General features: G+C 39.1%; 20 protein-coding genes. 9 read left to right on the forward strand and 11 right to left on the reverse strand.

Features of this window, described 5'->3' with window-relative positions:
* Nucleotides 1-569: 569 nt before the first annotated feature.
* From EXT43_RS12835 to EXT43_RS12845, 3 genes are all read left to right on the forward strand, one after another.
* Nucleotides 570-752 carry a hypothetical protein gene (locus tag EXT43_RS12835; protein WP_062564539.1) on the forward strand — a complete coding sequence of 61 codons (183 nt, stop codon included), beginning with the start codon at nt 570-572 and terminating at the stop codon, nt 750-752.
* 83 nt (nt 753-835) lie between these two features.
* On the forward strand, nt 836-1,420 hold the full coding sequence (locus EXT43_RS12840; RefSeq protein ID WP_062564538.1) for a hypothetical protein: 585 nt from the start codon (nt 836-838) through the stop codon (nt 1,418-1,420).
* A 113-nt stretch (nt 1,421-1,533) separates the two neighbouring features.
* Entirely contained in the window at nt 1,534-1,914 is a 381-nt protein-coding gene (locus EXT43_RS12845; protein ID WP_063528781.1) for a hypothetical protein, read from the forward strand.
* A 12-nt stretch (nt 1,915-1,926) separates the two neighbouring features.
* Here EXT43_RS12845 and EXT43_RS12850 read toward each other — a convergent pair whose 3' ends face one another.
* Both EXT43_RS12850 and EXT43_RS12855 read right to left on the reverse strand, forming a co-directional pair.
* Nucleotides 1,927-2,346 (reverse strand): hypothetical protein, encoded by a 420-nt coding sequence (locus EXT43_RS12850; protein ID WP_130167150.1) that lies wholly within the window; start codon nt 2,344-2,346, stop codon nt 1,927-1,929.
* Nucleotides 2,347-2,428: 82 nt separating this feature from the next.
* Nucleotides 2,429-3,370 carry a sodium-dependent bicarbonate transport family permease gene (locus tag EXT43_RS12855; RefSeq protein ID WP_054561675.1) on the reverse strand — a complete coding sequence of 314 codons (942 nt, stop codon included), beginning with the start codon at nt 3,368-3,370 and terminating at the stop codon, nt 2,429-2,431.
* 109 nt (nt 3,371-3,479) lie between these two features.
* Between EXT43_RS12855 and EXT43_RS12860 the strand changes: the two genes are divergently transcribed.
* Nucleotides 3,480-4,430, forward strand: coding sequence for a LysR family transcriptional regulator (locus EXT43_RS12860; protein WP_054561674.1), 951 nt, complete (start codon nt 3,480-3,482; stop codon nt 4,428-4,430).
* Nucleotides 4,431-4,447: 17 nt separating this feature from the next.
* Here the strand turns inward: EXT43_RS12860 and EXT43_RS12865 are convergent, their stop codons facing one another.
* The 3 genes from EXT43_RS12865 to EXT43_RS12875 all read right to left on the reverse strand — a co-directional run bounded on the left by EXT43_RS12865 (nt 4,448) and on the right by EXT43_RS12875 (nt 7,953).
* Nucleotides 4,448-5,590 carry a GGDEF domain-containing protein gene (locus EXT43_RS12865; protein ID WP_063528779.1) on the reverse strand — a complete coding sequence of 381 codons (1,143 nt, stop codon included), beginning with the start codon at nt 5,588-5,590 and terminating at the stop codon, nt 4,448-4,450.
* 81 nt (nt 5,591-5,671) lie between these two features.
* The gene (locus tag EXT43_RS12870) at nt 5,672-6,565 is read right to left on the reverse strand and encodes a TIGR01777 family oxidoreductase (RefSeq protein WP_062564533.1); all 894 of its coding nucleotides are present in this window, start codon (nt 6,563-6,565) and stop codon (nt 5,672-5,674) included.
* A gap of 89 nt (nt 6,566-6,654) precedes the next feature.
* Nucleotides 6,655-7,953 carry a diguanylate cyclase gene (locus EXT43_RS12875; RefSeq protein WP_130167151.1) on the reverse strand — a complete coding sequence of 433 codons (1,299 nt, stop codon included), beginning with the start codon at nt 7,951-7,953 and terminating at the stop codon, nt 6,655-6,657.
* A 216-nt stretch (nt 7,954-8,169) separates the two neighbouring features.
* Here EXT43_RS12875 and EXT43_RS12880 point away from each other — a divergent pair, with 216 nt between their 5' ends.
* The 3 genes from EXT43_RS12880 to EXT43_RS12890 all read left to right on the forward strand — a co-directional run bounded on the left by EXT43_RS12880 (nt 8,170) and on the right by EXT43_RS12890 (nt 13,862).
* Nucleotides 8,170-10,188: an ATP-binding protein gene (locus EXT43_RS12880; RefSeq protein ID WP_062564531.1), complete on the forward strand. Its 2,019-nt coding sequence runs from the start codon at nt 8,170-8,172 to the stop codon at nt 10,186-10,188.
* Nucleotides 10,189-10,310: 122 nt separating this feature from the next.
* The gene (locus EXT43_RS12885; RefSeq protein ID WP_062564530.1) at nt 10,311-11,579 is read left to right on the forward strand and encodes a substrate-binding domain-containing protein; all 1,269 of its coding nucleotides are present in this window, start codon (nt 10,311-10,313) and stop codon (nt 11,577-11,579) included.
* Between the two features lie 9 nt (nt 11,580-11,588).
* Nucleotides 11,589-13,862: an ATP-binding protein gene (locus EXT43_RS12890; RefSeq protein ID WP_062564529.1), complete on the forward strand. Its 2,274-nt coding sequence runs from the start codon at nt 11,589-11,591 to the stop codon at nt 13,860-13,862.
* A 276-nt stretch (nt 13,863-14,138) separates the two neighbouring features.
* Here EXT43_RS12890 and EXT43_RS12895 read toward each other — a convergent pair whose 3' ends face one another.
* Nucleotides 14,139-16,361, reverse strand: a complete 2,223-nt coding sequence (locus EXT43_RS12895; protein ID WP_062564528.1) for an NADP-dependent isocitrate dehydrogenase — start codon at nt 16,359-16,361, stop codon at nt 14,139-14,141.
* Between the two features lie 432 nt (nt 16,362-16,793).
* The gene (gene cspD / locus EXT43_RS12900; protein ID WP_036968098.1) at nt 16,794-17,009 is read right to left on the reverse strand and encodes a cold shock domain-containing protein CspD; all 216 of its coding nucleotides are present in this window, start codon (nt 17,007-17,009) and stop codon (nt 16,794-16,796) included.
* 209 nt (nt 17,010-17,218) lie between these two features.
* Here cspD and clpS point away from each other — a divergent pair, with 209 nt between their 5' ends.
* On the forward strand, nt 17,219-17,527 hold the full coding sequence (gene clpS, locus EXT43_RS12905; RefSeq protein ID WP_161804337.1) for an ATP-dependent Clp protease adapter ClpS: 309 nt from the start codon (nt 17,219-17,221) through the stop codon (nt 17,525-17,527).
* A gap of 71 nt (nt 17,528-17,598) precedes the next feature.
* Entirely contained in the window at nt 17,599-19,863 is a 2,265-nt protein-coding gene (gene clpA / locus EXT43_RS12910) for an ATP-dependent Clp protease ATP-binding subunit ClpA (RefSeq protein ID WP_130167152.1), read from the forward strand.
* 174 nt (nt 19,864-20,037) lie between these two features.
* On the opposite strand, the gene infA is transcribed toward clpA, so the two are convergent.
* From infA to trxB, 4 genes are all read right to left on the reverse strand, one after another.
* Nucleotides 20,038-20,256: a translation initiation factor IF-1 gene (gene infA / locus EXT43_RS12915; RefSeq protein WP_002962494.1), complete on the reverse strand. Its 219-nt coding sequence runs from the start codon at nt 20,254-20,256 to the stop codon at nt 20,038-20,040.
* A 90-nt stretch (nt 20,257-20,346) separates the two neighbouring features.
* Complete coding sequence (locus EXT43_RS12920; RefSeq protein WP_130167153.1) at nt 20,347-21,051, reverse strand: arginyltransferase; 705 nt, start codon at nt 21,049-21,051, stop codon at nt 20,347-20,349.
* Nucleotides 21,044-21,760, reverse strand: coding sequence for a leucyl/phenylalanyl-tRNA--protein transferase (gene aat / locus EXT43_RS12925; RefSeq protein WP_130167154.1), 717 nt, complete (start codon nt 21,758-21,760; stop codon nt 21,044-21,046). Before aat ends, EXT43_RS12920 begins: the two co-directional genes overlap by 8 nt.
* Nucleotides 21,761-21,865: 105 nt before the next feature.
* On the reverse strand, nt 21,866-22,816 hold the full coding sequence (gene trxB / locus EXT43_RS12930; RefSeq protein WP_054551466.1) for a thioredoxin-disulfide reductase: 951 nt from the start codon (nt 22,814-22,816) through the stop codon (nt 21,866-21,868).

Consider the following 22,816-nt stretch of genomic DNA (forward strand, 5'->3'; position numbering starts at 1 on the left):
TAAACGACTAAATAACAACAAGTTATCTGTTTTTCGTCAGGTTTGAAAATGGATCCTATAAAAGCATAAGAAATTAAAATCTATTAAAATCATATACTTAATAGATTTTAAAACTGAAATTTTCTAACAAAGAATTTGAGTGATTTTTTAGCTAAATACAAAGAGACAAAATAGAAGGTGTGTATGTATGTGTGTATAAAAAATATATTTTAAAAAATTAGATTGTTTATTTTCAAATGTTTATAAGGTTTTTTGTATAGTCGTGCCAATAAATTGTTGGTTGCTGTTGTTCTGGATATGCCATGCATTAAACCTTGCTAAGCGTTGGGCCGCTTTGACTTATTTTTTGAATTAACAGAATTATGGCATAGAGCCTAGCTAGTTTATAGAGCTAAACGGTTTGATGCTGTTCAGCGTACGTTTTGTATACACAGTTAGTATAAAAAATGGCCTAACGGTTTAGTTTTATGCTTATATAGGGTCTAGTCGTTAGTTTTTACCCAAATTTGTATTTTAGTGGCTCGGTATTTGCTAACGAAAACTATCTTTAACAATGAAGGAACAAAAAAATGACTTTATCAGCTTTATTACTATCTACTTTAGCATTCGACGCAGCACCAGCTCCTAGCTTTGATACTACAAAACTTCAAGGTACTGGTGGAATTATTATTCTAAACCCTAAAAAGAAAAATCAAGAATTACAGGGAACTGGTGGGATAATCATTCTTAACCCGAAGAAAAAAGAAAATTAATATAAAGTAAAGAAAACCAGCCAAGAGCTGGTTTTTTTTATACTATAAGATTATGATTATGAACATCTTTAGTAGGATGATTCATGCAATATTTAGTCGAATTATACAATGAGTTGCTTGTAGCAACAGCTGTTCATAAAGTGTTTTCAGTGCAAGTTATCATTGCAATAAGTTATGCAGTTGCTTTAGTCCTATCATTTTATAGAGCACTACGAAATAGAGAGCTCTTCAGTGATTTCTTATCAATAGCCGTGGTTGTTTTTAAATATCAACTTACATCTCTACTGATGGAAAAAGTACTGATCTACGTGCAAGAAACCGGTGAAAGTGGAATTGCTCAAAATGTTTATCTGAGTGTGGCTGGGATAAACCTCTTAAGTTTATATATCCTATACAAATTGCATCAGCGATTCAGCTATAAGTATGGAGAGCTGTTTTTAAGTGTATTTAAGCTTACGATCGTAGTGACAATCGCACATTTAATTGTGTGGGTTAAATTTGTTGTCTTAAACATTCAAGAAGAACACGCCTACATACACTACATGTATAGCTTTATAGTGCTCTACATTAGTATTGTACTTGCTGTTGTGATGTTGTTTCCGGGTCTTTTGAAAACCAAATTAAAACTATTACTTAGTCCAAGCTGGCCGTTTAGAACAAAAAATTAACATTAATTATTAGATGATTTTCAGTCTCATACTAGTATTTATAATGCTTTTTCCTGATATATTACGGACCAAGTTTGGGTGTATAGTAACATTTAGTTTACCGAGGGATCGTAATGCTTGAACTAATTTACATAGCCATTGCCGTTTTAGCCATCTTGCTGATTGCAAGTACATGGTTGATTGCGCGCAAAAATATCTTTGAAGATCAAATCAGGTCTAAGTCTGTTGAGGTGGTTTGGTGCACGTTACAAGCCGAGCATGAAACAGATATCAGCAAAGCAATTAAACTATTTAATAAAGCTGAACAACTAAAGAACGAAATTGCGACCTTAATGGGCAATTCACCGCACGCTGCACATTTTAAATTAGCAGAACCGACTGGGCTTGATAGCGATAAAATAAAGGAGTTATCGCTTGGGGAGCTGCAGCGATACTACGATAAGCAAAACAATATATCTGACATTTACGAAAAAATGTACAAAGGTAAGAATTAGTAAAAAGCCAGGTTATTTAACCTGGCTTTTTATTTTGAGCTCTTTTGCTATTTGTTTTAACTGAATATCTGCAAGTTGGCTAAGTGCTTCTTGCGTTTGGTTTTCACCCTTAATTAACCCCGCCATTGATAGCTTTTTTATACTCTTGATAATACCGTTACTCACTGCTTCTAATACCGGCCCATCGAGTGTAGCTGTGGTTTGGCTATTACCATTAAGTAGTGAATCAAAGCTAACCTCAGAAGCTTTAGCCACTTCATCAATTAACTCATAAGGAACAGTTGCAAGCTCAATACTTTGCTCACAAAAGCCACGTTGTAATGATAAATGTTGCTCTAATTCTAAATTATTTTGCACCTGGCAAAGTGTACATAAGCGCATAAAAATATCACTTACATGCTGTTGCTCAGTGCTAAGCGTTTGATTGAACATAGCATGTCCTTGCACTGCTTTTTTATTTATATTAAACGACTTTTTAAAAAATCTCATGCATAAAGTGATAGTTAGCAATCTTTTAATTCATATACAATGCTATTTGATGATACAAGCCAATTCCTAGTAATACATTGAAAGGAAAGGTAATACCTAAAGAACATAACATGGCTAAGCCTATATCAGCATCAGGAATCGCTGCTTTAATAGCCGCTGGAGCAGCAATATAAGAGGCACTAGCAACTAGGCTTGCTAATATTACTACCGAGCCCAGTTCGAGTTGCAGGGCAGTACCAACACAGACGCCGATAGCACCCAATAGGTTAGGTGTTATAAGTGCAAATAATGCTAAACGCCAATGATGCCATGGAATAGGGCGCAGTGTTTGTGCGGCCATTAAACCCATTTCGAGCAAGAATAACGCTAATACAACTTTAAAGCTGTTTGTTAACAGGCTAGTTACTTGGCTGCCTTGTTGTGTGCCGTACATCATGCCAATAATTACACCACCTACAAGCAGAATCACGCTTTTGTTAGTCAGTGTTTCATGCCATAGCGCTTTGAGTGATAGGTTTTGCCCAGACCCATTTCCAAGACGGCGGAATAGTAATAAACCAACGATGATTGCAGGTAACTCAAGCATTACTAAGTAAAGCGTGACTTCAGCGCCCACATTAAGTGAGTTCGATTCGGCATATGCTAAAGCAACGGCGAATGTACCTGCACTTACAGAACCATAGTGGGCGGCAATACTTGCGCTATTAGCAACGGAGAGGTTTAGCAGTTTGTTTAAAACTGGGTAAAGCATTAAAGGTATTAAGCCGCCAAGCAGTAACACAGCGCCCATTTCGGGTAAGAGTTGCCAATGTAAATTGCCATGTAGCACCATGCCGCCTTTTAAGCCAATGGTGAGCATCAACAATAGGCTAAGGGTTTCATAGGTTGCTTGCGGAATTTTTAGGTCAGAGCGAAGTAATCCGGCTGTGAGTCCTAAAACAAAAAACATTACAACAATATCAGGCACTTTGTTCTCCTCTTGGTTAAAAGCGCCGCTATTCTAGATAAAAATTCACATAGTAAATAATTAAATAAGTGATAGTATCTTATAGATAATCATCTATAGGTTGGGTTTTATGGACTTAAGACATATTTCTTTTCGCTTACTAGAAGTGTTTATGTGTGTGGTAAAAACGCGCTCTATCAGTGAAACAGCAAGGCAGTTACACTTAACGCAACCAACGGTTTCGCAACAAATTAAACGCTTACAAGAAACAGTTAATGAGCCATTAGTGATGGTTAATCAGCAGCGTATACATGTTACAGAAGCGGGTTTTGCATTGTTTCAAACATGTCAGCAGGTGTTTGGTCATTTTGATGATTATCAAGATTACTTAGCTGAGCTTAGAGGTGGTGAGCGCGGGCGCTGTAAAATAGCCATGGTTAACACCGCACAATATATTTTGCCTAAGTTACTCGGACCGTATAGTAATTTACATCCTCATGTTGAGCTGCCACTTGAAATAGGTAATCGTGCTGAAGTACTTGCTCGATTTGAACGAGGCGAAGATGATATTTATGTATTTAGTCACCCCCCTTCATTAGAGCACGCAAAAGCAGGGCGGTTTTTGCAAAATCCTCTTGTATTTATTGCGGCAAATAACCATAAGCTTGCGAGTAAAAGCCATGTAACTTTACATGACTTAGTGAGTGAACGTTTTTTACTTCGCGAGCCAGGTTCAGCTACGCGAATGCTATTTGAAAGCGAGCTACAAAGTAGAGGTTTTGTCCTAAGCAACACAGTACAAATGGCGAGTAACGAGGCTATTCGTGTTGCTGTTGGCTCAGGAATGGGGCTGGGGGTGGTTTCGCGCCATGTACTGCCACCTCACGATACGAGTTTTTGCATGCTAAATGTTGAAGATGTGAATTTGGCCAGCCATTGGTATTTTGTGGTGCGCACCGATCGCCATTTATCACATGCGGCGCGCAACTTTTTAAAATTTGCCCAACTGAACTTAGAGCAATGCTTAGATAAACAGTGGGTGACCAATGAGCTAAGCCAACTAAATGAGAGCTTAAATTAAACTAACAAGTAGTTGCGTTAAAATGCCATGGTCACAACCTGATTACGGCCATTTAATTTTGCTTTGTATAAGCCTTTGTCGGCCTCAGCCAGTAATTCGTTAACATTATTGGTGCCCGACTTATGGGTGATGATACCGATACTGATAGACAGGTTTATTTCATGGTCATTGTGCACAAAGCTATCATTATGAATGGCTAAACGAATTCGCTCTGATAAGATTTCTCCTTGAGCTTGGCTAGTATTGGGTAGTATCACTGCAAACTCTTCACCGCCAATCCTAGCCACTAAATCGTGCTCACGTAGCTGGCTTTTAATCTTTTTAGCAACCCACTTAATTGCTTCATCACCCGTTTCATGGCCATGCTGATCATTAACTCTCTTGAAGAAATCGATATCTATCATCAAAGCGCAAAGTTTTGTTAGGTTGTTGTTTGCTTGTTCTAAATAATTGTTACTAACGCTAATAAACGCTCGACGATTCAATAAACCGGTTAGCGAATCACGATTAGCAAGGTCACTCAGTACCTGCTCATGCTCTAAGAACATCATTAATGGCCAGATCATGGCGGTTAGTGTGGTAATAACAATATGGCTTATGAGAATAACTGCTAATATTTGTTTCAAGTCTGTTTGCAACAAACCTAGGTAATCACTAAGTAGTAGTGAAAACTGGGTTACCATAATCAAAGCGTGAATGACGAAACACAACTTGAGTAATACTAAATGCATGATGCGTTTAACATGCAACTTCCTTAGCGCGAAAGCTGCATAGCTAAAACATGCTGCAATTATGGCTGTTGTGATTAACTGGCTAAATGGTGAATCATAAGCAAGGAGTAATATTACTGCAGCTGCAACTAACACATATGCACATTTATTTTGACATTTTTTGTCTGATTGACTGTAAGCATGAATACCTAGTATGGCTGCTAAGGGAGCTGAAATTATCAGTAAATCAGCTAGATAATGTGTAATTAGAGGAAGGTCGATAAAAATACGCAGAGAAGCTGCTATTTGTGCGCCTACAAATATGAGACACGAGCTACCCCAATATAAATAACTTGATTGTTGCCTTAAAAAATACAAAGACAATAAGAACGACCCAATAATCACATTCAATAAAATTGAGATGCTGATTATGGTGGGTAAATGCATCATGACTTTCCCTGAAGAATCACTCGACTAAAATCTATTTAATTATTATGTATTAGTTGGGTATTAGCAACCCGTACATTGTAACTATAATTTCAGGCTTTCTAATGCCGGCTTCAATGTTGGATAGTGGAAGCGGTAATTGTGACTAAGTAGTTTATTCGGAAGCACAAATTGACCATGAAGCAGAAGATCAGACATTTCTCCCATCATCAATTTTAAAACCCAGCTAGGCATACGTAGCATGGCAGGTCGCGAAATCACACTCGCGAGTGTTTGACTAAATTCATTATTATCAACAGGGTTTGGCGCAGTGGCATTGACAGGCCCGTGTATCTCTTGATGTGAAAGCACAAAAAGGATGAGTTGGATCATGTCGTCAATATGGATCCACGACATTCCTTGTTGACCATGGCCTACTGGTCCACCCAAGCCAAATTTAAAAGCAGGCAGCATTTTACCTAAAGCACCACCTTGCTTAGCTAATACGATACCTGTACGAAGTAGGCATACTCGAGTTTGGTCAGATTGTGCTTTCGTCGCTGCATGCTCCCAATCACGGCAAAGAACATGGCTAAATTCAGGATAAATATCATTAAAGCTTTCATCAATTGGCTGGTTTTCTTGGCGGCCATAAAAGCCAATCGCACTGCCAGAAATAAAGGTATGAGGCGGCGATTCACAGCGGCTAATTGCTTTAGATATCTGTAAAGTAAGATTAATCCGGCTATTCAGTAAAGTTCTTTTTTGCGACTCGCTCCAGCGCTTGTTGACGATTGGCTCACCAGCCAGATTAATGACAGCGTCAACCTCTTCAAAGTTGACTTCATCGAGTGACTTAACAGTGTGTACTTGATGAGTCAGTATGACCGCGGCTTGAATAGGGTTGCGTGTTAGCACAGTAACCTTGTGGTGATTCAATAAAAAAGGGCACAAATGTCTACCAATGAGGCCTGTTCCACCTGTTAATAAAATATGCATAGTGCTGCCTTAATTAATATCTGTGTGTATTTTTTATACATAGTGATGGTGATTTTTGCAAATATATACGGATAAAGCAGTAATTTAGATTAGTCTTCTTGATTGTGGTTGTTGTAAATATGATAGCTATTTTTTAACTCATGTTTAGCGTGATACATTGCTTGGTCAGCTAACCTCAGCAATTCTTGGTGATCAAGGCTGTGATCTGGAGCAAGGGCTACCCCAATACTTAATGAAATATTTAATGTGAGCTGTTCAAATACAAATGGGTTATCAAAACGTGCCAATAGATGCGTGATCATGGCATTAATGTGTCTATATTTAGCGATATTATGTGTAATTATGACGAATTCATCTCCCCCATAACGATACACATCATCATCGGCTCTAACTGATGACGTAATCCGTTTTGCGGTTTCAATAAGAACTTGGTCACCAATTAAATGGTCGTATTCATCATTGAGTTGTTTAAATTTATTTATATCTATAAATATAACAGCCAGTTTATTGTCTTCAGAGCAAGTAGTAATGGCTTGCTTCAATGCTGGCTTTAACTCTGTGCGATTTAAAACGCCTGTTAGATGATCATGACTAGCTTGAAAATTTAACTTACTCGTTCGCTCATAAACGATGTCACTCATGCGTGCAAAGCGTTTTAACACATAGCCAATTTCATCATGGCTACTAATCGTCAACGTTTTTGGTTTTTCGCCTTTTTCTAGTTGATCAGTGTTTTGAATTAATAACTTAAGAGGTTTAAAAAGCTTTGCATTGATATAAAAAGCGCAAAAAACTAACAAGATTAGCATTAATGGTATTTGCAAAGTTACGAATCGAGTTATAAATAGTCTGTTTTTTTGGTAGTCAGCATTTTGCTGTTCTAACTTGGCAAGCTCAGTATTTTGAAACAGTAAAATATGCTCGCGGATCTGGTCCATATACTGTTTACCCTCATTCGTTAACACAATCGCTTTAGCTTCTTCGAGGGCATATGGTGTGCCTTGCATTACAAGTGTGACAGTTAACGCTAACTCTGCTAATTTTTTGTCGACCAGCTCATCAATTTCAGTAAGAGTGTCTTGTTGTTCGGGGTTATTTAGCGTTAGCTTATTGATAGTCAAAAAATGTTGTTTAACTTGTTCAAGTGCTGTGTAGTAGGGTTCTAAATAGTTGAGGTCTTGAGTTAATAAATAACCACGTTGTCCAGTTTCTGCGTTCGTTATTTGATTGTAGAGCTTTTCAGATTCATCGATAACATCATGAGTATGGATCACAGCCTCAAGCTTAGCCTGACCTTGCTTATCTAATACATAAATAATGAAGGTATTGGCTACCACCACTAAAAAAATAGAGGAAAGTAGAAGGATAAATTTAGCTCTCAGCGACATTAAAATAGTAGTAGCCTAAAATTATTAGCTCTTAGTTGAAAAGTATTGACCAATCATCGAACTTTGCCAATTTATCAACAAAAAACGGCTGTTTTAATGCTATTTCATGGTGTTTTTAATGAAATTTGGTTCTTTAGCCTGTTTTAAGTGTACGCTCAGTAATTTATTGATATGCTAACTTGAACTAGATGCAGTTTTAAGTGACAAGGAGTGACTGTGAACTTTCTGCGCCAATTCCACGATATAGTATCTAATCAAGAAATTGATTTTTCAGACAAAGTAATCAAGTTACTAGAATTTGGTTTAGAGGTATTTGATCTCGAATTTGCGATTGTGAGTCAAGTTGATGACAATCTCTATACGGTTATTCATGTGGTGGCGCCTGATAATGCAATCCCGGTTGGTACGCAATTCGATATGGAAGGTACCTATTGTGCTCACACCTTAGAAGCTAATAAAGCGCTTTCATTTCACCATGCCTCAAATAGTCGGATTGCACAGCACCCTTGTTATGTAAATTTTCAACTCGAATCTTACATTGGCGCGCCTATTTTTGTTGGCAAAAAGGTGTTCGGCACAGTTAACTTCTCAGCGCCGAATGTATCAAAACCTTTTAGTGAAGAGTCTCACGATTATGTAGAGTTATTTGCTCAGTGGTTAGGCAACGAAATAGCACGCAATGCTTCTTCAGAACGGTTAATAAAAAAGAACTATATGCTGGCGCAAGTTGAAGAAGTTGCTCGAATAGGTTCTTGGGAGTTCGACTTGCTAGAAAATAAGTTGTACTGGAGCAAGCAAACTAAAGCAATCCATGAAGTGCCCGTTGATTATTCTCCAAACCTTGAAACGGCTATTGAGTTTTATAAAGAAGGTGAAAGTCGTGATGCAATACAACAAGTAGTCCAAGAAGCAATCGAGCATGGTAAAGATTGGAATATTGAAATTCAGCTCATCACAGCGAAAGGTAATCCTGTATGGGTTTCAACGTATGGCGAAGCAGAATTTGAAAACGGGGAGTGCGTTCGTTTAATAGGTACTTTTCAAGATGTAACGAAAGAGGTGTTACTTCGTGAAGAGCTTAAAAAGCAAAAAGCGGATGCAGAGCGTACACTTGAAGACAGAAGTATCTTGCTGGCTAAGATTAGCCATGAACTACGCACGCCGCTAAATGGCATTACAGGCATGCTAACGACTTTACTTTATGAAAAGTCAGGGCAAAAGCGAGAAGAAAAACTCAAAGTTGCCCTTCGCAGCGCAGATATCTTATTAAATATAATCAATGAAGTGCTCGATTTTTCTAAAATAAATCATGGTGAACTGAAATTAGAGCCTAGTCACTTTTTATTAAAAACAATTTTTGTTGATTTAGCGTCTTTGTACTTACCTTTATACCAAGAAAAAAATCTTAATTTTGACGTCGATATTGATATAAGTGAAGAGTGTTGGACTTACTGTGATAACACCCGACTCACTCAAATTGCGTCTAACTTACTGAGTAATGCTTTAAAGTTTACCGAGCAAGGCACTATTAAGTTATACGTATCTGCTAGGGTTCAAAATGACGATGTCATTTTGAATTTAAAAGTTTCAGATACGGGCATAGGCATGACAGAAACCTTTATGAAGTCATTGTTTTCACCATTTACCCAAGAGCTAAATAAGGACCGAAAAAAGGGGGGCACGGGTCTTGGCCTTGCAATAGTGAAGGAGCTTATAGATTATATGGGTGGCACAATAAAGGTCAGTAGCGAATTCCAAAAAGGCAGTTGTTTTGATATTCAACTACCTCTAAAACTAGGACAGCCACAATCACATGATACGCTGCATGCCTCTGATATCGACTTTTCAGCCTTGCCTTTATCGATTCTGGTTGTTGATGACAACCAAATTAACCGATTTGTTTTGAAAGCGCATCTTGAGAAATTAGGCTTAACGGCCGATTATGCCTGCGATGGTATTGATGCGATAAATAAGTGCAAGCAAAACAAATACAATCTGATTTTTATGGATTGCGTAATGCCAGAAATGGATGGCATTGAAGCAACACGTATTTTAAGAGATAAGCAAATTTGCCCAACTGATACAACTTATATTATTGCTTTAACAGCAAATACTTCTGCAGATGATAAAGCAGCTTGCAAACAAGCTGGAATGGATTTATTTGTTTCAAAGCCTGTAAAAAATACGGCTATTGAGCAAGCAATTGTGTCAGCTAAAGAACATTTTTTAATGTAAGAAATAGTAGTTTGTGAATACTCGGCTTAGAAAAATCATTGCTGGCTAAATGAGTAGTTATTTTAGGCAATTTTCAAATTTAACCTATACTTTTAACGGGTTTAATATGTTGGAAATACTAAATGGGCTACTCAGATAACCGCCGAGACTTTTTAAAAACATTAGGTGTTGGTGCTGTGGCTTCAACACTTGCCTTTAAAGCTCCCTATGTATTCGCTAAGAATACTCCCACAATTAGGGTAATGGGCACACATGTTACTTTGCAAGAAGAGCTCAGACAAAAAGCCATGCTTGAGCTGGGTATTAATATTGAATTTACCCCAATGGGCAGTGCCGCAGTGCTGCAAAAAGCTGCGGCTGATCCAAGCAGCTTTGACTTGTACGAGCAATGGTCAGATTCAATTAATATTCTTTGGCAAGCAGGTGCTATTCAACCTATCGAAACAGAGCGGTTAACCTATTGGCATGAAATCAATCCACTTTCCAAAACAGGTAAAATCGTGCCAGATGCCAAGTTAGGTGCTGGCGATTCACCGAACAAACTTCTTTATGTGCAAGCAGATGGTTCGCTTGCAACTACACCAACTAATTCGATTAGTTTCTTGCCTTACGTGCATAATGTCGACTCGTTTGGTTATAACACTCAGTTCATAGAAAAGGGTATTCCTTACCAAACTGAGTCTTGGTCTTGGTTACTCGATGAAAAGAATAAAGGCAAAGTCGCCCTTGTTAATGCACCAACAATTGGTATTTTTGATGCAGCCTTAGCTGCCGAGGCGCAGGGGCTGATGACATTTAAAGATATGGGCAATATGAGCATTAGCGAAATTGACCAGCTATTTGCAATTTTACTGCAAAAGAAAAGGCAAGGTCATTTTGCCGGTTTTTGGACTTCGGTACCGCAGTCTGTCGATTTTATGAAAATGAAACGCGTTACGATTCAAAGTATGTTTTCGCCCGGTGTTAGTGCCTGCAAAGGGCAAGGTATCCCCGTTGTTTATGCTTCACCGAAAGAAGGTTATCGCGCTTGGCATGGAGTAATGTGCTTATCTGCTAATGCACAAGGTCATGTTAAAGATGCTGCTTATGAATACATGAATTGGTGGCTTTCAGGCTATCCAGGCGCGTTTATCGCTAGACAAGGGTATTACATTTCTAATCCTGAGCGGAGTCAGCCTCTCATGTCAAAAGCAGAATGGCAATATTGGTATGAAGGCCAAGAAGCATCCATGGATTTACGTGGAACAGACGGCAAAATATCTGTGCAAGCGGGTCAAGTACGTGATGGAGGTAGCTATATCAAGCGTTTTTCCAATATAGCGGTCTGGAATACGGTAATGCCGAATTATGATTACAGTTTAGATAAATGGTATGAGTTGTTGAACTCATAAGGAGCTACATTGCTAACCATTTTTTCTAGGTCTTTAGCAGCTAAGGTGTTATTGGCATTAACCCTCGTTTTACTTGTAATGGGGGCGAGTTACTTTGTCTTGAACAAGCGATTGCAAAGAATTGAAACATCTTTTAACGATATAAGCCGCATTAGTAATTATGCCGTGGGTATACTTCGTATAAATAAAGATATTGTTGAAATGCAGCGGGATATTTCAGTTTATGGATTCTCAGGTAGTAAAACCGTATTTAGTAAAATAATAGAGAACTTTGAAAGTATAAAAGCACGTTTAGAAAGTGTTGATCTGAAAAGTGATGAACTTGAAAGCCAAGTTTATTTAAATTCAATGTCTCAGCTGATTTCACGGTACGGCGAAAATCTAAACGTGCTTGCCAAGCGTTATGAAATCAAAACAGAGCTCACTGACGTTGAGCTACCGCAAATCTATTTAGCTGCCATTAATGAATTAAACAACCTCAAATTAACTGCGACTAGCAATGACGAGAAGCTGGCTATCACTGAACATCTCAATGTATGGCATGAATTACATCGTGATGCGTCTTTGTTTCTGGCCAAAAAGGATTATTCGAAAAGAGCATCGGTTAATAAGGCGCTGGCTATTTTATCAAATCAGACACAAACCAACACTGAGCTAAGTAATAACCGTGAACATGCTAAAACATATAAGCAGGCATTTTCGAAAGGTGTGCAGGCTAACCGAAATTATTTAAGCTTGGTTAATGTTGTTATGGCTGGCGATGCTATTGAGTTCAGTACCCTTGCAGATAAACTAAGAGAGAAATCTTTAGCAAAATTACAAAAGATTAAAAGTGAAGCGCAAGAAACAGTAATAAAATCAGATCAAACTCTGCGTTTTCTTGCTGTTGGCGTGGTTATCTACATTATAGCGCTTGCCATCTTTTTCCACCTGCATATATCGCGCGCAATCACACGTTTAACTACAAGTTTCCAATACTTCTTAGCGGGTGATTTATCAGCTCCTATTTATGACTTAAAGCGTAACGATGAAATTGGTGTGCTTGCGACTGCGGCAGATAGATTTCGGGTGCTCAGTCAAGATTTAACTCAGGCGAAGAAAACAGCCGAGCATACAACTAAAGTGAAATCAGAGTTCCTAGCAAATATGAGCCATGAAATTAGAACCCCTATGAATGGCATTTTAGGAATGGCGCGGCAGTTGAGCCGTACTAGTTTGTCGCATGAACAAATGAAGATGCTTAATATTATACAATCTTCAGGGGCAGGTTTATTGGTAATCATCAACGACATTTTAGATATAAGTAAGATTGAAGCCTCTAAAATTGAGTTAGAGTCTGTGCCTATACATCTAAATTCGCTACTAGATGAGCTTCAACATTTATTTAAAGAGCAAGCCCAAAGTAAGCATATCAAGTTGAATATTTCTGTTGCTGAAGAATATCAACATTGTGTTTTCTTTGCTGATGAAGCCCGCCTAAAACAAGTGTTGATAAATCTGTTAGGGAATGCAATTAAATTCACCGAGAAAGGCAGTGTGACGCTTAGCGTAAAAATTAATGAGCTAGGCGGCGATGATCTGAGCATCAAATTTGGCGTGATTGATACAGGAATAGGTATCGCAAAAGAAAATCTCGGTAAGCTATTTGAAGCGTTTTCTCAAGCTGATACCTCAATTACGCGGCGCTTCGGTGGTACAGGTCTCGGCCTTGCTATCTCAAGTAAGTTACTAAATTTGATGGATGCCCCTTTAAAAGTTGAGAGTGAAGTTAGGCAGGGGTCTCACTTTTATTTTGAGCTAAAAACAACACAGGTTATTGAGCAATCTGAGTTTGAAGTCGTAAATAGGCAAGAATCTGAAGAGGAACAAGCAGACTTTTCATCATTACATGTGCTTGTAGTAGAAGATAATGACATTAATCAGGTTGTTATCGAAGCGATGTTAAATGAGTTTGGTATAAGCTCAATAAAAATAGCAGGGGATGGCGAGCAAGCTATTGCGCTATGTAAGGAACATAGTGGGGAAAATAATCTGCAAAACAGCTTTGATATTATATTTATGGATATGCAGATGCCTGTACTTGATGGCCCGCAAGCAACAATACGTATAAGAGAAATGCCAGAGTATAGAGCTATCCCTATTATTGCCTTAACAGCCAATGTACTTGAAGCTGATAAGCAGCGATGTTTTGCCGCAGGAATGAATGATTTTGTTGCCAAGCCGATTGACTACCAATGTGTTAAAACGGCTTTACTAAAGTGGTCTAATACCAATCCGCAATAATACTTAGTCATTTTGAGGGATTAAACCTGTCGCTACCCGCGTTAAAAATTTCTGATTTAGAACAACTAAATAACGAAATTTTTGCCTTGTTATCAACGAGGTTTTCTTGCCTCAAAATAGACCACTTAATTAAGCGAATTGGTATAAAGTGAAGTGAGCGCTACAAGTGACTGCTAAAAATTGATTTTAAGTCGCTGAAATAAAAAAGAGTTACCTCTTCGGTGTTAAACACACTGAGGTAACTCTCTTATAGCTAATTGATTAGGTTTAAATGAATTAAACCAGTTTAGCTAGGATGTCATTAAATGTTGAGCTTGGACGCATTGCTTTGAATGCTAACTCATCATTTGGTTGGAAGTAACCGCCAACACTCATTGCTGGACCTTGTGCATCGTTTAATTCAGTAACGATTTGGTCTTTTTGAGACTCAAGATCAGCAGCGATTTGTGTGAACTGCGCTTTTAATTCCGCATCATCATTTTGTGCAGCAAGTTCTTGCGCCCAGAATAATGAAAGGAAGAAGTGCGAACCACGGTTATCAATCTCTTTCACTTTACGTGAAGGTGATTTGTTTTCAGCTAGGAAAGTACCTGTTGCTTTATCAAGTGTATCAGCAAGTACTTGTGCTTTCTTATTACCTGTATTAACCGCTAGGTGCTCTAAAGAAGCCGCTAGTGCTAAGAACTCACCTAATGAATCCCAACGTAAGTGGTTTTCTTTTTCGAACTGTTGAACGTGCTTAGGAGCTGAACCACCTGCACCTGTTTCGAATAAGCCACCACCATTCATAAGTGGTACGATTGAAAGCATTTTAGCACTTGTACCAAGCTCAAGAATTGGGAATAAGTCAGTTAAGTAGTCACGTAAAACGTTACCAGTTACTGAAATAGTGTCTTTACCTTCTTTGATGCGCTCTAATGAGAACTTAGTCGCTTCAATTGGTGCTAAGATGTGGATCTCAAGACCATCAGTATCATGTTGTGGTAAATACGCGTTTACTTTTTTGATTAGCTCAGCATCGTGTGCACGGTTTTCGTCTAACCAGAAAACTGCTGGCGTGTTAGTTGCGCGAGCGCGATTAACAGCAAGTTTAACCCAATCTTGGATTGGTGCGTCTTTCACCTGACACATACGCCAGATATCACCTTGCTCAACAGCATGCTCAAGTAAAGTCGTACCAGCTGTGTCAACTACACGGATTGTACCCGCAGCTGCTACTTCAAACGTTTTGTCGTGTGAACCGTACTCTTCAGCTTTTTGAGCCATAAGACCAACGTTAGGTACGCTACCCATAGTTGTTGGATCGAATGCACCATTTTCTTTACAGAAATCGATAGTTGCTTGGTAAACACCTGAGTAACAACGATCTGGAATTACAAAGCTAGTGTCTTGTAATTTACCTTCGCTATTCCACATTTGACCGCTAGAACGGATTGCAGCAGGCATTGATGCATCGATGATCACATCACTTGGTACGTGAAGATTAGTGATACCACGGTCAGAATCAACCATTGCAATAGCAGGGTTGTTGTCGTATACCGCTTGGATATCAGCTTCGATTTCAGCTTTTTTAGCTGCATCTAGGCTTTCGATTTTTGAGAATACATCACCAAAGCCGTTGTTTACGTCAACATCTAGTTCTTTAAAAAGATCAGCGTGTTTCGTGAATACGTCTTTGAAGAACACTTTTACAGCGTGACCGAAGATGATTGGGTCAGACACTTTCATCATAGTTGCTTTCATATGTAATGAGAACAACACGCCTTTGTCTTTTGCTGCTTGGATTTCTTTTGCAAGGAAAGCTTGAAGCTTAGCAGCACTCATGCGAGACGCGTCAATTACTTCACCCGCTAGTAATGGTGTGCTTGCTTTAAGTACTGTAATGTCACCATTTTCAGCAACATGCTCGATACGCACATCAGTTGCTTCTGCAACAGTGACTGATTGCTCAGAACCGAAGAAGTCGCCTTCTTCCATGCTAGCAACGTATGACTGAGAATCTTTGCTCCATGCACCCATTGAGTGTGGATTGTTACGTGCGTACTCTTTTACTGAACCAGGAGCACGGCGGTCTGAGTTACCTTCACGAAGTACCGGGTTTACAGCAGAACCTTTGATTTTGTCGTAAGTTGCTTTAACTTTCTTTTCTTCATCAGTTTTTGGCTCTGATGGGTAGTCAGGTAGTGCGTAACCTTTTTCTTGTAACTCTTTGATTACTGCACGTAGCTGAGGGATAGAAGCACTGATATTAGGTAACTTGATAATGTTAGCTTCAGGTGTTTTAGCCATTTCACCTAATTCTGCAAGTGCATCATCAATACGTTGATCTTCAGTTAAGTACTCAGGGAAGTTTGCAATTACACGGCCCGCTAAAGAAATATCGCGAGTTTCAACTTCAACACCCGCAGCGTTTGTATACGCTTGGATGATTGGTAACAATGAATACGTCGCAAGAGCTGGCGCTTCATCTGTTTTAGTATAGATAATTTTTGATGTCATCATCATTCCTAGATAGTTGGCGTAATGTTTGGTAATGACTGCTAGCAGTAACCCTTAATTAGCCATATTCAACAATGCAATAGATAGCCTTGAATTACCAAGCTTAAGTGCCTTGATAAAACAACAGCAAGCAGTCTGTTAGCTGTTGCAACTCAATACATAGTATTAAAATAACCACAGCTGACAGACTGTAAAATTCTTATAGCTCAAATAAGCAAATTATGAAATTAGCCAAAAGCCTTACGTCAAAATGACGAAAAAGCTAAATTTAAGCAACAAGAGTGTAACAAGCTTGGCTCTAAAGGGCTAATAACAATTAAACAATTGGGGTGAAGAAATGGAATTTCAAGGGAAGTGAGAGATATATTTAAATGAGAAGAGTAAGCGAGGATCTTAACAAGGTCGCTCGCTTGATACTCGAATAGGTTTTACCTAAGAGATTTCATCGTTAGGCGCAATATTCGTTGCGTGTAACCCTTTTGGACCTTGTTGCAATTCGAATGTTACATCTTGACCAGCTTTAAGTGTTTTATAACCGTCCATTACAATCGTTGAGTAATGAGCGAATATATCAGTCTCGCTGCCGTCTTCTACGATGAAGCCAAAACCTTTGGCATTGTTGAACCATTTGACTTTTCCACAAGCCATACTTCTACATCCTTCTATAAGTTGACTAATTTAGTTATTCTAAACCGTGTAATTTGCTAGACTGACTAATGATTAATCAATCTATATTTGACTGTAGTTTATTTAGCCAGTCAGTCAAGTGTTTTAGACTATTTTTTAACAATTTATTTATTTTTTTATTCAAGTTTGCTTGAGTTCTAAAGACAAGACTATATTTAATTATGAGTGGCATGAAAGATTCTGGTGTTATTGAAACAGTTCGCGACAGTGAAAAGCAAAAATTGCAACCACCGCGAAAATATAAAGTCATTTTAAATAATGATGATTACACGCCTATGGACTTTGTGATAGAAGTACTAATGACGTTTTTTAATATGGATAGCGATAGAGCAACAGATGTGATGCTTCAAGTTCATCATAACGGTAAAGCAATTTGCGGTGTTTACAGCGCCGATGTAGCTCATACCAAAGCTGAACAAGTTAATCGTTACGCACGAGACAACGAGCATCCACTGCTATGTAGTTGTGAGCAGGAATAAATACCAAGGTAGGGTGAACCAATTAGCCCGTCACAACGGTATATAAATATTATCTCAGTAAGGGGTTGCCAATGCTAAACAAAGACTTAGAACTAACCTTGAATGCGGCGTTTCGCGAAGCGAGAACACGCCGTCATGAATTTATGACTGTCGAGCATCTTTTACTTGCACTGCTCGATAACCCTTCTGCTGGAGAAGCGCTAAACGCCTGCGGCGTTGATATGGGCGCATTAAAAGTCGAATTATCAGATTTTATTGATGAAACAACGCCGGTTATTCCTGATCTTGAAGAAGACAGAGAAACGCAACCGACGTTAGGTTTTCAGCGTGTATTGCAGCGCGCTGTATTTCACGTGCAATCATCGGGCAAAAACGAAGTAACTGGCGTTAATGTGCTAGTGGCAATTTTTTCTGAGCAAGAAAGCCAAGCTGTTTATTTACTTAAAAAATCAGATGTTAATCGTTTAGATATTGTTAACTTTATTTCGCATGGCATTTCTAAAACAGATGATGATATCGGCGGTGAAGATCACGATGACATTCATGAAGAAGTGCAAGAAGTGCAAGGTGAAGAGCCGACTAAGCTTGAAAACTTTACGACTAACCTGAATCAGCAAGCGATTGATGGCAATATTGACCCATTAGTGGGTCGCGACAACGAAGTTGAACGCACTGTACAAGTGTTATGTCGTCGTAAGAAAAATAACCCGCTCTTGGTTGGTGAAGCAGGGGTGGGTAAAACAGCCATTGCTGAAGGCTTAGCTTATCGTATTGTAAATAAAGAAGTGCCTGAAGTGATTGCCGATGCTGTTGTTTACTCACTCGATATGGGCGCATTATTAGCGGGTACCAAATACCGTGGCGACTTCGAAAAACGTTTCAAATCGCTGCTTAAAGAGTTACAAGCTAAACCAGGTTCAATTTTATTTATTGATGAAATTCATACCATCATTGGTGCCGGTGCAGCATCGGGTGGCGTAATGGATGCATCGAACCTAATTAAACCGCTACTTTCGAGTGGTAAGCTGCGCTGCATGGGCTCAACGACTTATAACGAGTTCAAGAATATCTTTGAAAAAGACCGTGCGTTAGTACGTCGTTTCCAAAAAATTGATGTGCTTGAGCCAAGTGTGGCTGATACCACGAAAATTCTTAACGGTTTAAAAGAGCGTTACGAAGAGCATCATGGTATTCGTTATACACAAAAGGCATTGAAAGCGGCAGCAGAACTTAGTGCTAAATACATTAATGAACGTCATTTACCAGACAAGGCTATTGATGTTATTGATGAAGCAGGTGCTAATCAGCGTTTACAGCCTGTTTCTAAGCGTAAGAAAACAATTGGCGTGGCTGATATCGAGCTAATTATATCTAAGATGGCGCGTATTCCTCAGCAAAGCGTTTCATCTAGCGATAAAGAGACGCTTAAAAACCTTGACCGTAACCTGAAAATGCTAGTGTTTGGTCAAGACCAATCAATCGATGCGTTGACTTCAGCAATTCGTTTATCGCGCTCTGGTCTTGCTAACGAAGACAAACCAGTGGGTTCGTTCTTATTTGCAGGCCCAACAGGGGTTGGTAAAACAGAAGTCACTAAGCAGCTTGCTAAGTGTATGGGTGTTGAATTTATTCGCTTTGATATGTCTGAATACGTTGAACGTCATGCGGTCAGTCGTCTAATTGGTGCACCTCCTGGCTATGTTGGTTTTGAGCAAGGTGGTTTGTTAACTGAAGCGGTAATTAAAAACCCGCATGCAGTTGTACTACTGGACGAAATTGAAAAAGCACATTCAGATATTTACAACATTCTACTGCAAGTAATGGATCACGGTACACTTACTGATAACAACGGCCGTAAAGCCGATTTCAGAAATGTTGTATTGGTGATGACGACGAATGCGGGTGTTCAAGAGACTGTACGTAAGTCGATTGGTTTTACCGAACAAGACCATTCTCATGATGCGATGAGTGAAATCAACAAAGTGTTTTCACCTGAGTTTAGAAACCGCTTAGATAATATCATTTGGTTTAATCACCTTGAGAAAGAGATTATCTTGCAAGTGGTTGATAAGTTCATTGTTGAGTTACAAGCGCAACTTGATAAGAAGTCGGTTAACCTTGAACTTACATCCAAAGCAAGAGAGTGGTTGGCAGATAAAGGCTATGATAAAGCGATGGGTGCACGCCCAATGGCGCGTGTTATTCAAGATGAGCTTAAAAAGCCGCTGGCAAATGCAATCTTGTTTGGTGAGCTAGCCGATGGTGGTTCGGTTAAAGTATCTGTGAAAGATAAGAAAATCCACTTTGACTTTGAAACTAGCCTAGAAACAGCTTAAGTTGTTTTTAGCTAAAAACAAAAAGCCCAGCAATTGCTGGGCTTTTTGTTTATTAAATGGAATTAAAACTAAATTAGTTTTAACACCATTTAACAAACGCTTTTAGCTCTTTGTAATAAACACGCCTGCTCATTCAAAGCAGCAAAAAGCTAAATCTCTCGTTAACGCACTAACTTAGCGAGCACGGAATACGATGCGACCTTTCGATAAATCGTAAGGAGTCATTTCTACGGTTACTTTGTCGCCAGTTAAGATGCGGATGTAGTTTTTGCGCATTTTACCAGAGATATGAGCCACAACAACGTGACCATTTTCTAGCTCAACTCGGAACATTGTATTTGGTAAAGTATCAAGGACCGTACCTTGCATTTCGATTACGTCTTCTTTCGCCATGTTTAGCGTAACACCTCTTTAATAGTTAAACGCTGCAGATTTTGCCGAAAATACAGCAATAAGTAAAGCTACAGGGCTCAATTTTGTAAATTAAATCGCCAACCACTCGTCGCCAATGTGCTTTTGTGCAGGCAAAAATTGGGTTTTATATTTCATTTTAGTGCATTCGTCGATTTGGTAACCTAAATAGACAAATTGTTTTGCTTGTAGTTTTGCAAATTTAATTTGCTCCATGATCATGATGCTACCAATACTGTATTGCTCATAATCGGGATCAAAAAAGGTATAAATCGCTGATAGGGCATTGGTCATGCAATCGGTTACCGCAACAGCAACTAATTTATCGCCATCTCTTAACTCTATGAACGTAACGGGTAGCCACTGGCAAAACAAAAAGCTTTCGTACTGACTTTGTTCAGGCGGAAACATTGAACCATCTTGATGCCTTTGCGTGATGTATTTGCAATATAACGGGTAATATTCTGCGCGTTCGTATTCACTATAACTGACTGTGAAAACCTTATTTGCTTTATTTAATTTGCGCTTTTGTGATTTTGAAGGGGTAAATTGTTGGGCCAAAACGCGCACTGAATTACATGCATTACAAATAGGGCAATGTGGACGATAGATTTGGTCGCCACTGCGTCTAAAACCCAATGCTAATAACTGTTCAAATTTATCAGGGCAGTAACAACTTGGGTCAAGTATAACAAGTAGTTGCTCCTGACGGTCGGGTAAATAACTGCAATCAAATTGCTGGCTTAAACCAAGCCTAGCGGGTAAGTGCTCAGTCATAAATATTAATCAACTCTTGTGGATGCCACATATCTTTTTTAGGCACATAACTGTGCGCTAATTTAAGTCTAGTTAAAAATTCTCTACGTGGGATAACTTTTGCACCTAAAGTGATTAAATAAGGGTTTTCTAGTTGGCAATCAATAAAATGGGCTTGGTGCTTCTTAAGCCAATTAACTAATGCCCACATCGCCAGCTTTGAGCCATTACTGACTTGATGAAACATTGATTCCCCACAAAATATGCCATTTTGCATAATGCCATAGAGACCAGCTACGAGTTCATCTTGGTGCCATATTTCAAGGCTGTGTGCTAGACCCTGGTGGTGCGCTTCAATGTAGGCATGCATCATTTGCTCAGTGATCCAAGTACCTTCTGCATCGATACGTTGCTCACGACAGGCATTGATAACGTGGGAAAATGCATGATTTATGGTGACACGTACAGGAAAACGCTTTAAATGCTTTTTTAAGCTGCGACTAACATGAAATTCATTAAGCTCAATAACACCACGCATGCTAGGTGACCACCACATAATAGGCTCATAGTCACTAAACCAAGGGAAAATACCGGTGTTATAGGCATTTTTAATGCGCTCAACTGATAAATCCCCGCCAATTGCTAACAGGCCATCGGGCTCATCAAGGGAGAGTTCTGGGTCTGGAAAATCAACAGTCTCGGGCGAGAGTTGGTATAGTTGCTTGATCATATCAGCGTATCGTTGTTATTTGCTCTGATTTTAACAAAAATTTAGCTATAAAAAAGGGGCTGTTTTACAACAGCCCCTAGTATTTAGTGCTTTAGATCAACTATTTTATAGGTTATCTAAGAAGCGTTCTGCATCAAGTGCAGCCATACAACCCGTACCTGCTGATGTGATTGCTTGGCGATAAATGTGATCAGATACATCACCTGCAGCAAATACACCTGGTACGCTTGTTTGTGTTGCGTTACCGTTCAACCCAGACTGAACGACTAAATAGCCGTCTTTCATTTCTAGCTGACCTTCAAACATGTCAGTGTTTGGCTTATGGCCAATTGCAATGAATACACCGGCAAGATCTAAGTTTTCTGTTTCTTCAGAATCAGTTGCTTTGATACGGATGCCAGTAACGCCCATTTCATCACCAAGCACTTCATCTAATGTACGGTTGTAATGTAAAACAACGTTACCGTTTTCAGCTTTCTCTTTTAAACGATCAGCTAAGATTTTTTCACTACGGAAGCTGTCACGACGGTGGATAACGTGAACTTCATCAGCGATATTTGATAAGTAAAGTGCTTCTTCAACAGCAGTGTTACCACCGCCCACAACCGCTACTTTTTGACCACGGTAAAAGAAACCATCACAGGTTGCACAAGCAGAAACACCACGACCTTGGAAGTTAGTCTCTGATTCTAAACCTAAGTATTTAGCCGACGCGCCTGTTGCGATAATTAATGCATCACACGTATATGTGCCTGAGTCACCAGTTAAAGTGAAAGGGCGCTTTGAAACATCAACTTTATTAATGTGATCAAAAACAATTTCAGTTTCGAAACGTTCAGCATGCTCTTTCATACGGTCCATTAATGCAGGACCTGTTAAACCGTGTGCATCGCCAGGCCAGTTTTCAACTTCAGTGGTTGTCGTTAATTGACCACCTTGCTGAATACCAGTGATAAGAACAGGGTTAAGGTTGGCACGTGCTGCGTATACCGCTGCCGTGTAACCAGCTGGGCCAGAACCTAAGATTAATAGTTTACAGTGTTTTGCGTCACTCAT

Source organism: Pseudoalteromonas sp. CO109Y, assembly GCF_004208935.1.
GTDB lineage: Bacteria > Pseudomonadota > Gammaproteobacteria > Enterobacterales > Alteromonadaceae > Pseudoalteromonas > Pseudoalteromonas shioyasakiensis.

What these genes read in the sequence shown, in the direction of transcription:
- EXT43_RS12835 (WP_062564539.1), top strand. Translation starts at nt 570, where the DNA reads ATGACTTTATCAGCTTTATTACTATCTACTTTAGCATTCGACGCAGCA.
- EXT43_RS12840 (WP_062564538.1), top strand. Translation starts at nt 836, where the DNA reads ATGCAATATTTAGTCGAATTATACAATGAGTTGCTTGTAGCAACAGCT.
- EXT43_RS12845 (WP_063528781.1), top strand. Translation starts at nt 1,534, where the DNA reads ATGCTTGAACTAATTTACATAGCCATTGCCGTTTTAGCCATCTTGCTG.
- EXT43_RS12850 (WP_130167150.1), bottom strand. Translation starts at nt 2,346, where the DNA reads ATGTTCAATCAAACGCTTAGCACTGAGCAACAGCATGTAAGTGATATT.
- EXT43_RS12860 (WP_054561674.1), top strand. Translation starts at nt 3,480, where the DNA reads ATGGACTTAAGACATATTTCTTTTCGCTTACTAGAAGTGTTTATGTGT.
- EXT43_RS12865 (WP_063528779.1), bottom strand. Translation starts at nt 5,590, where the DNA reads ATGATGCATTTACCCACCATAATCAGCATCTCAATTTTATTGAATGTG.
- EXT43_RS12870 (WP_062564533.1), bottom strand. Translation starts at nt 6,565, where the DNA reads ATGCATATTTTATTAACAGGTGGAACAGGCCTCATTGGTAGACATTTG.
- EXT43_RS12875 (WP_130167151.1), bottom strand. Translation starts at nt 7,953, where the DNA reads ATGTCGCTGAGAGCTAAATTTATCCTTCTACTTTCCTCTATTTTTTTA.
- EXT43_RS12885 (WP_062564530.1), top strand. Translation starts at nt 10,311, where the DNA reads ATGGGCTACTCAGATAACCGCCGAGACTTTTTAAAAACATTAGGTGTT.
- EXT43_RS12895 (WP_062564528.1), bottom strand. Translation starts at nt 16,361, where the DNA reads ATGACATCAAAAATTATCTATACTAAAACAGATGAAGCGCCAGCTCTT.
- cspD (WP_036968098.1), bottom strand. Translation starts at nt 17,009, where the DNA reads ATGGCTTGTGGAAAAGTCAAATGGTTCAACAATGCCAAAGGTTTTGGC.
- clpS (WP_161804337.1), top strand. Translation starts at nt 17,219, where the DNA reads ATGAAAGATTCTGGTGTTATTGAAACAGTTCGCGACAGTGAAAAGCAA.
- clpA (WP_130167152.1), top strand. Translation starts at nt 17,599, where the DNA reads ATGCTAAACAAAGACTTAGAACTAACCTTGAATGCGGCGTTTCGCGAA.
- infA (WP_002962494.1), bottom strand. Translation starts at nt 20,256, where the DNA reads ATGGCGAAAGAAGACGTAATCGAAATGCAAGGTACGGTCCTTGATACT.
- EXT43_RS12920 (WP_130167153.1), bottom strand. Translation starts at nt 21,051, where the DNA reads ATGACTGAGCACTTACCCGCTAGGCTTGGTTTAAGCCAGCAATTTGAT.
- aat (WP_130167154.1), bottom strand. Translation starts at nt 21,760, where the DNA reads ATGATCAAGCAACTATACCAACTCTCGCCCGAGACTGTTGATTTTCCA.
- trxB (WP_054551466.1), bottom strand. Translation starts at nt 22,816, where the DNA reads ATGAGTGACGCAAAACACTGTAAACTATTAATCTTAGGTTCTGGCCCA.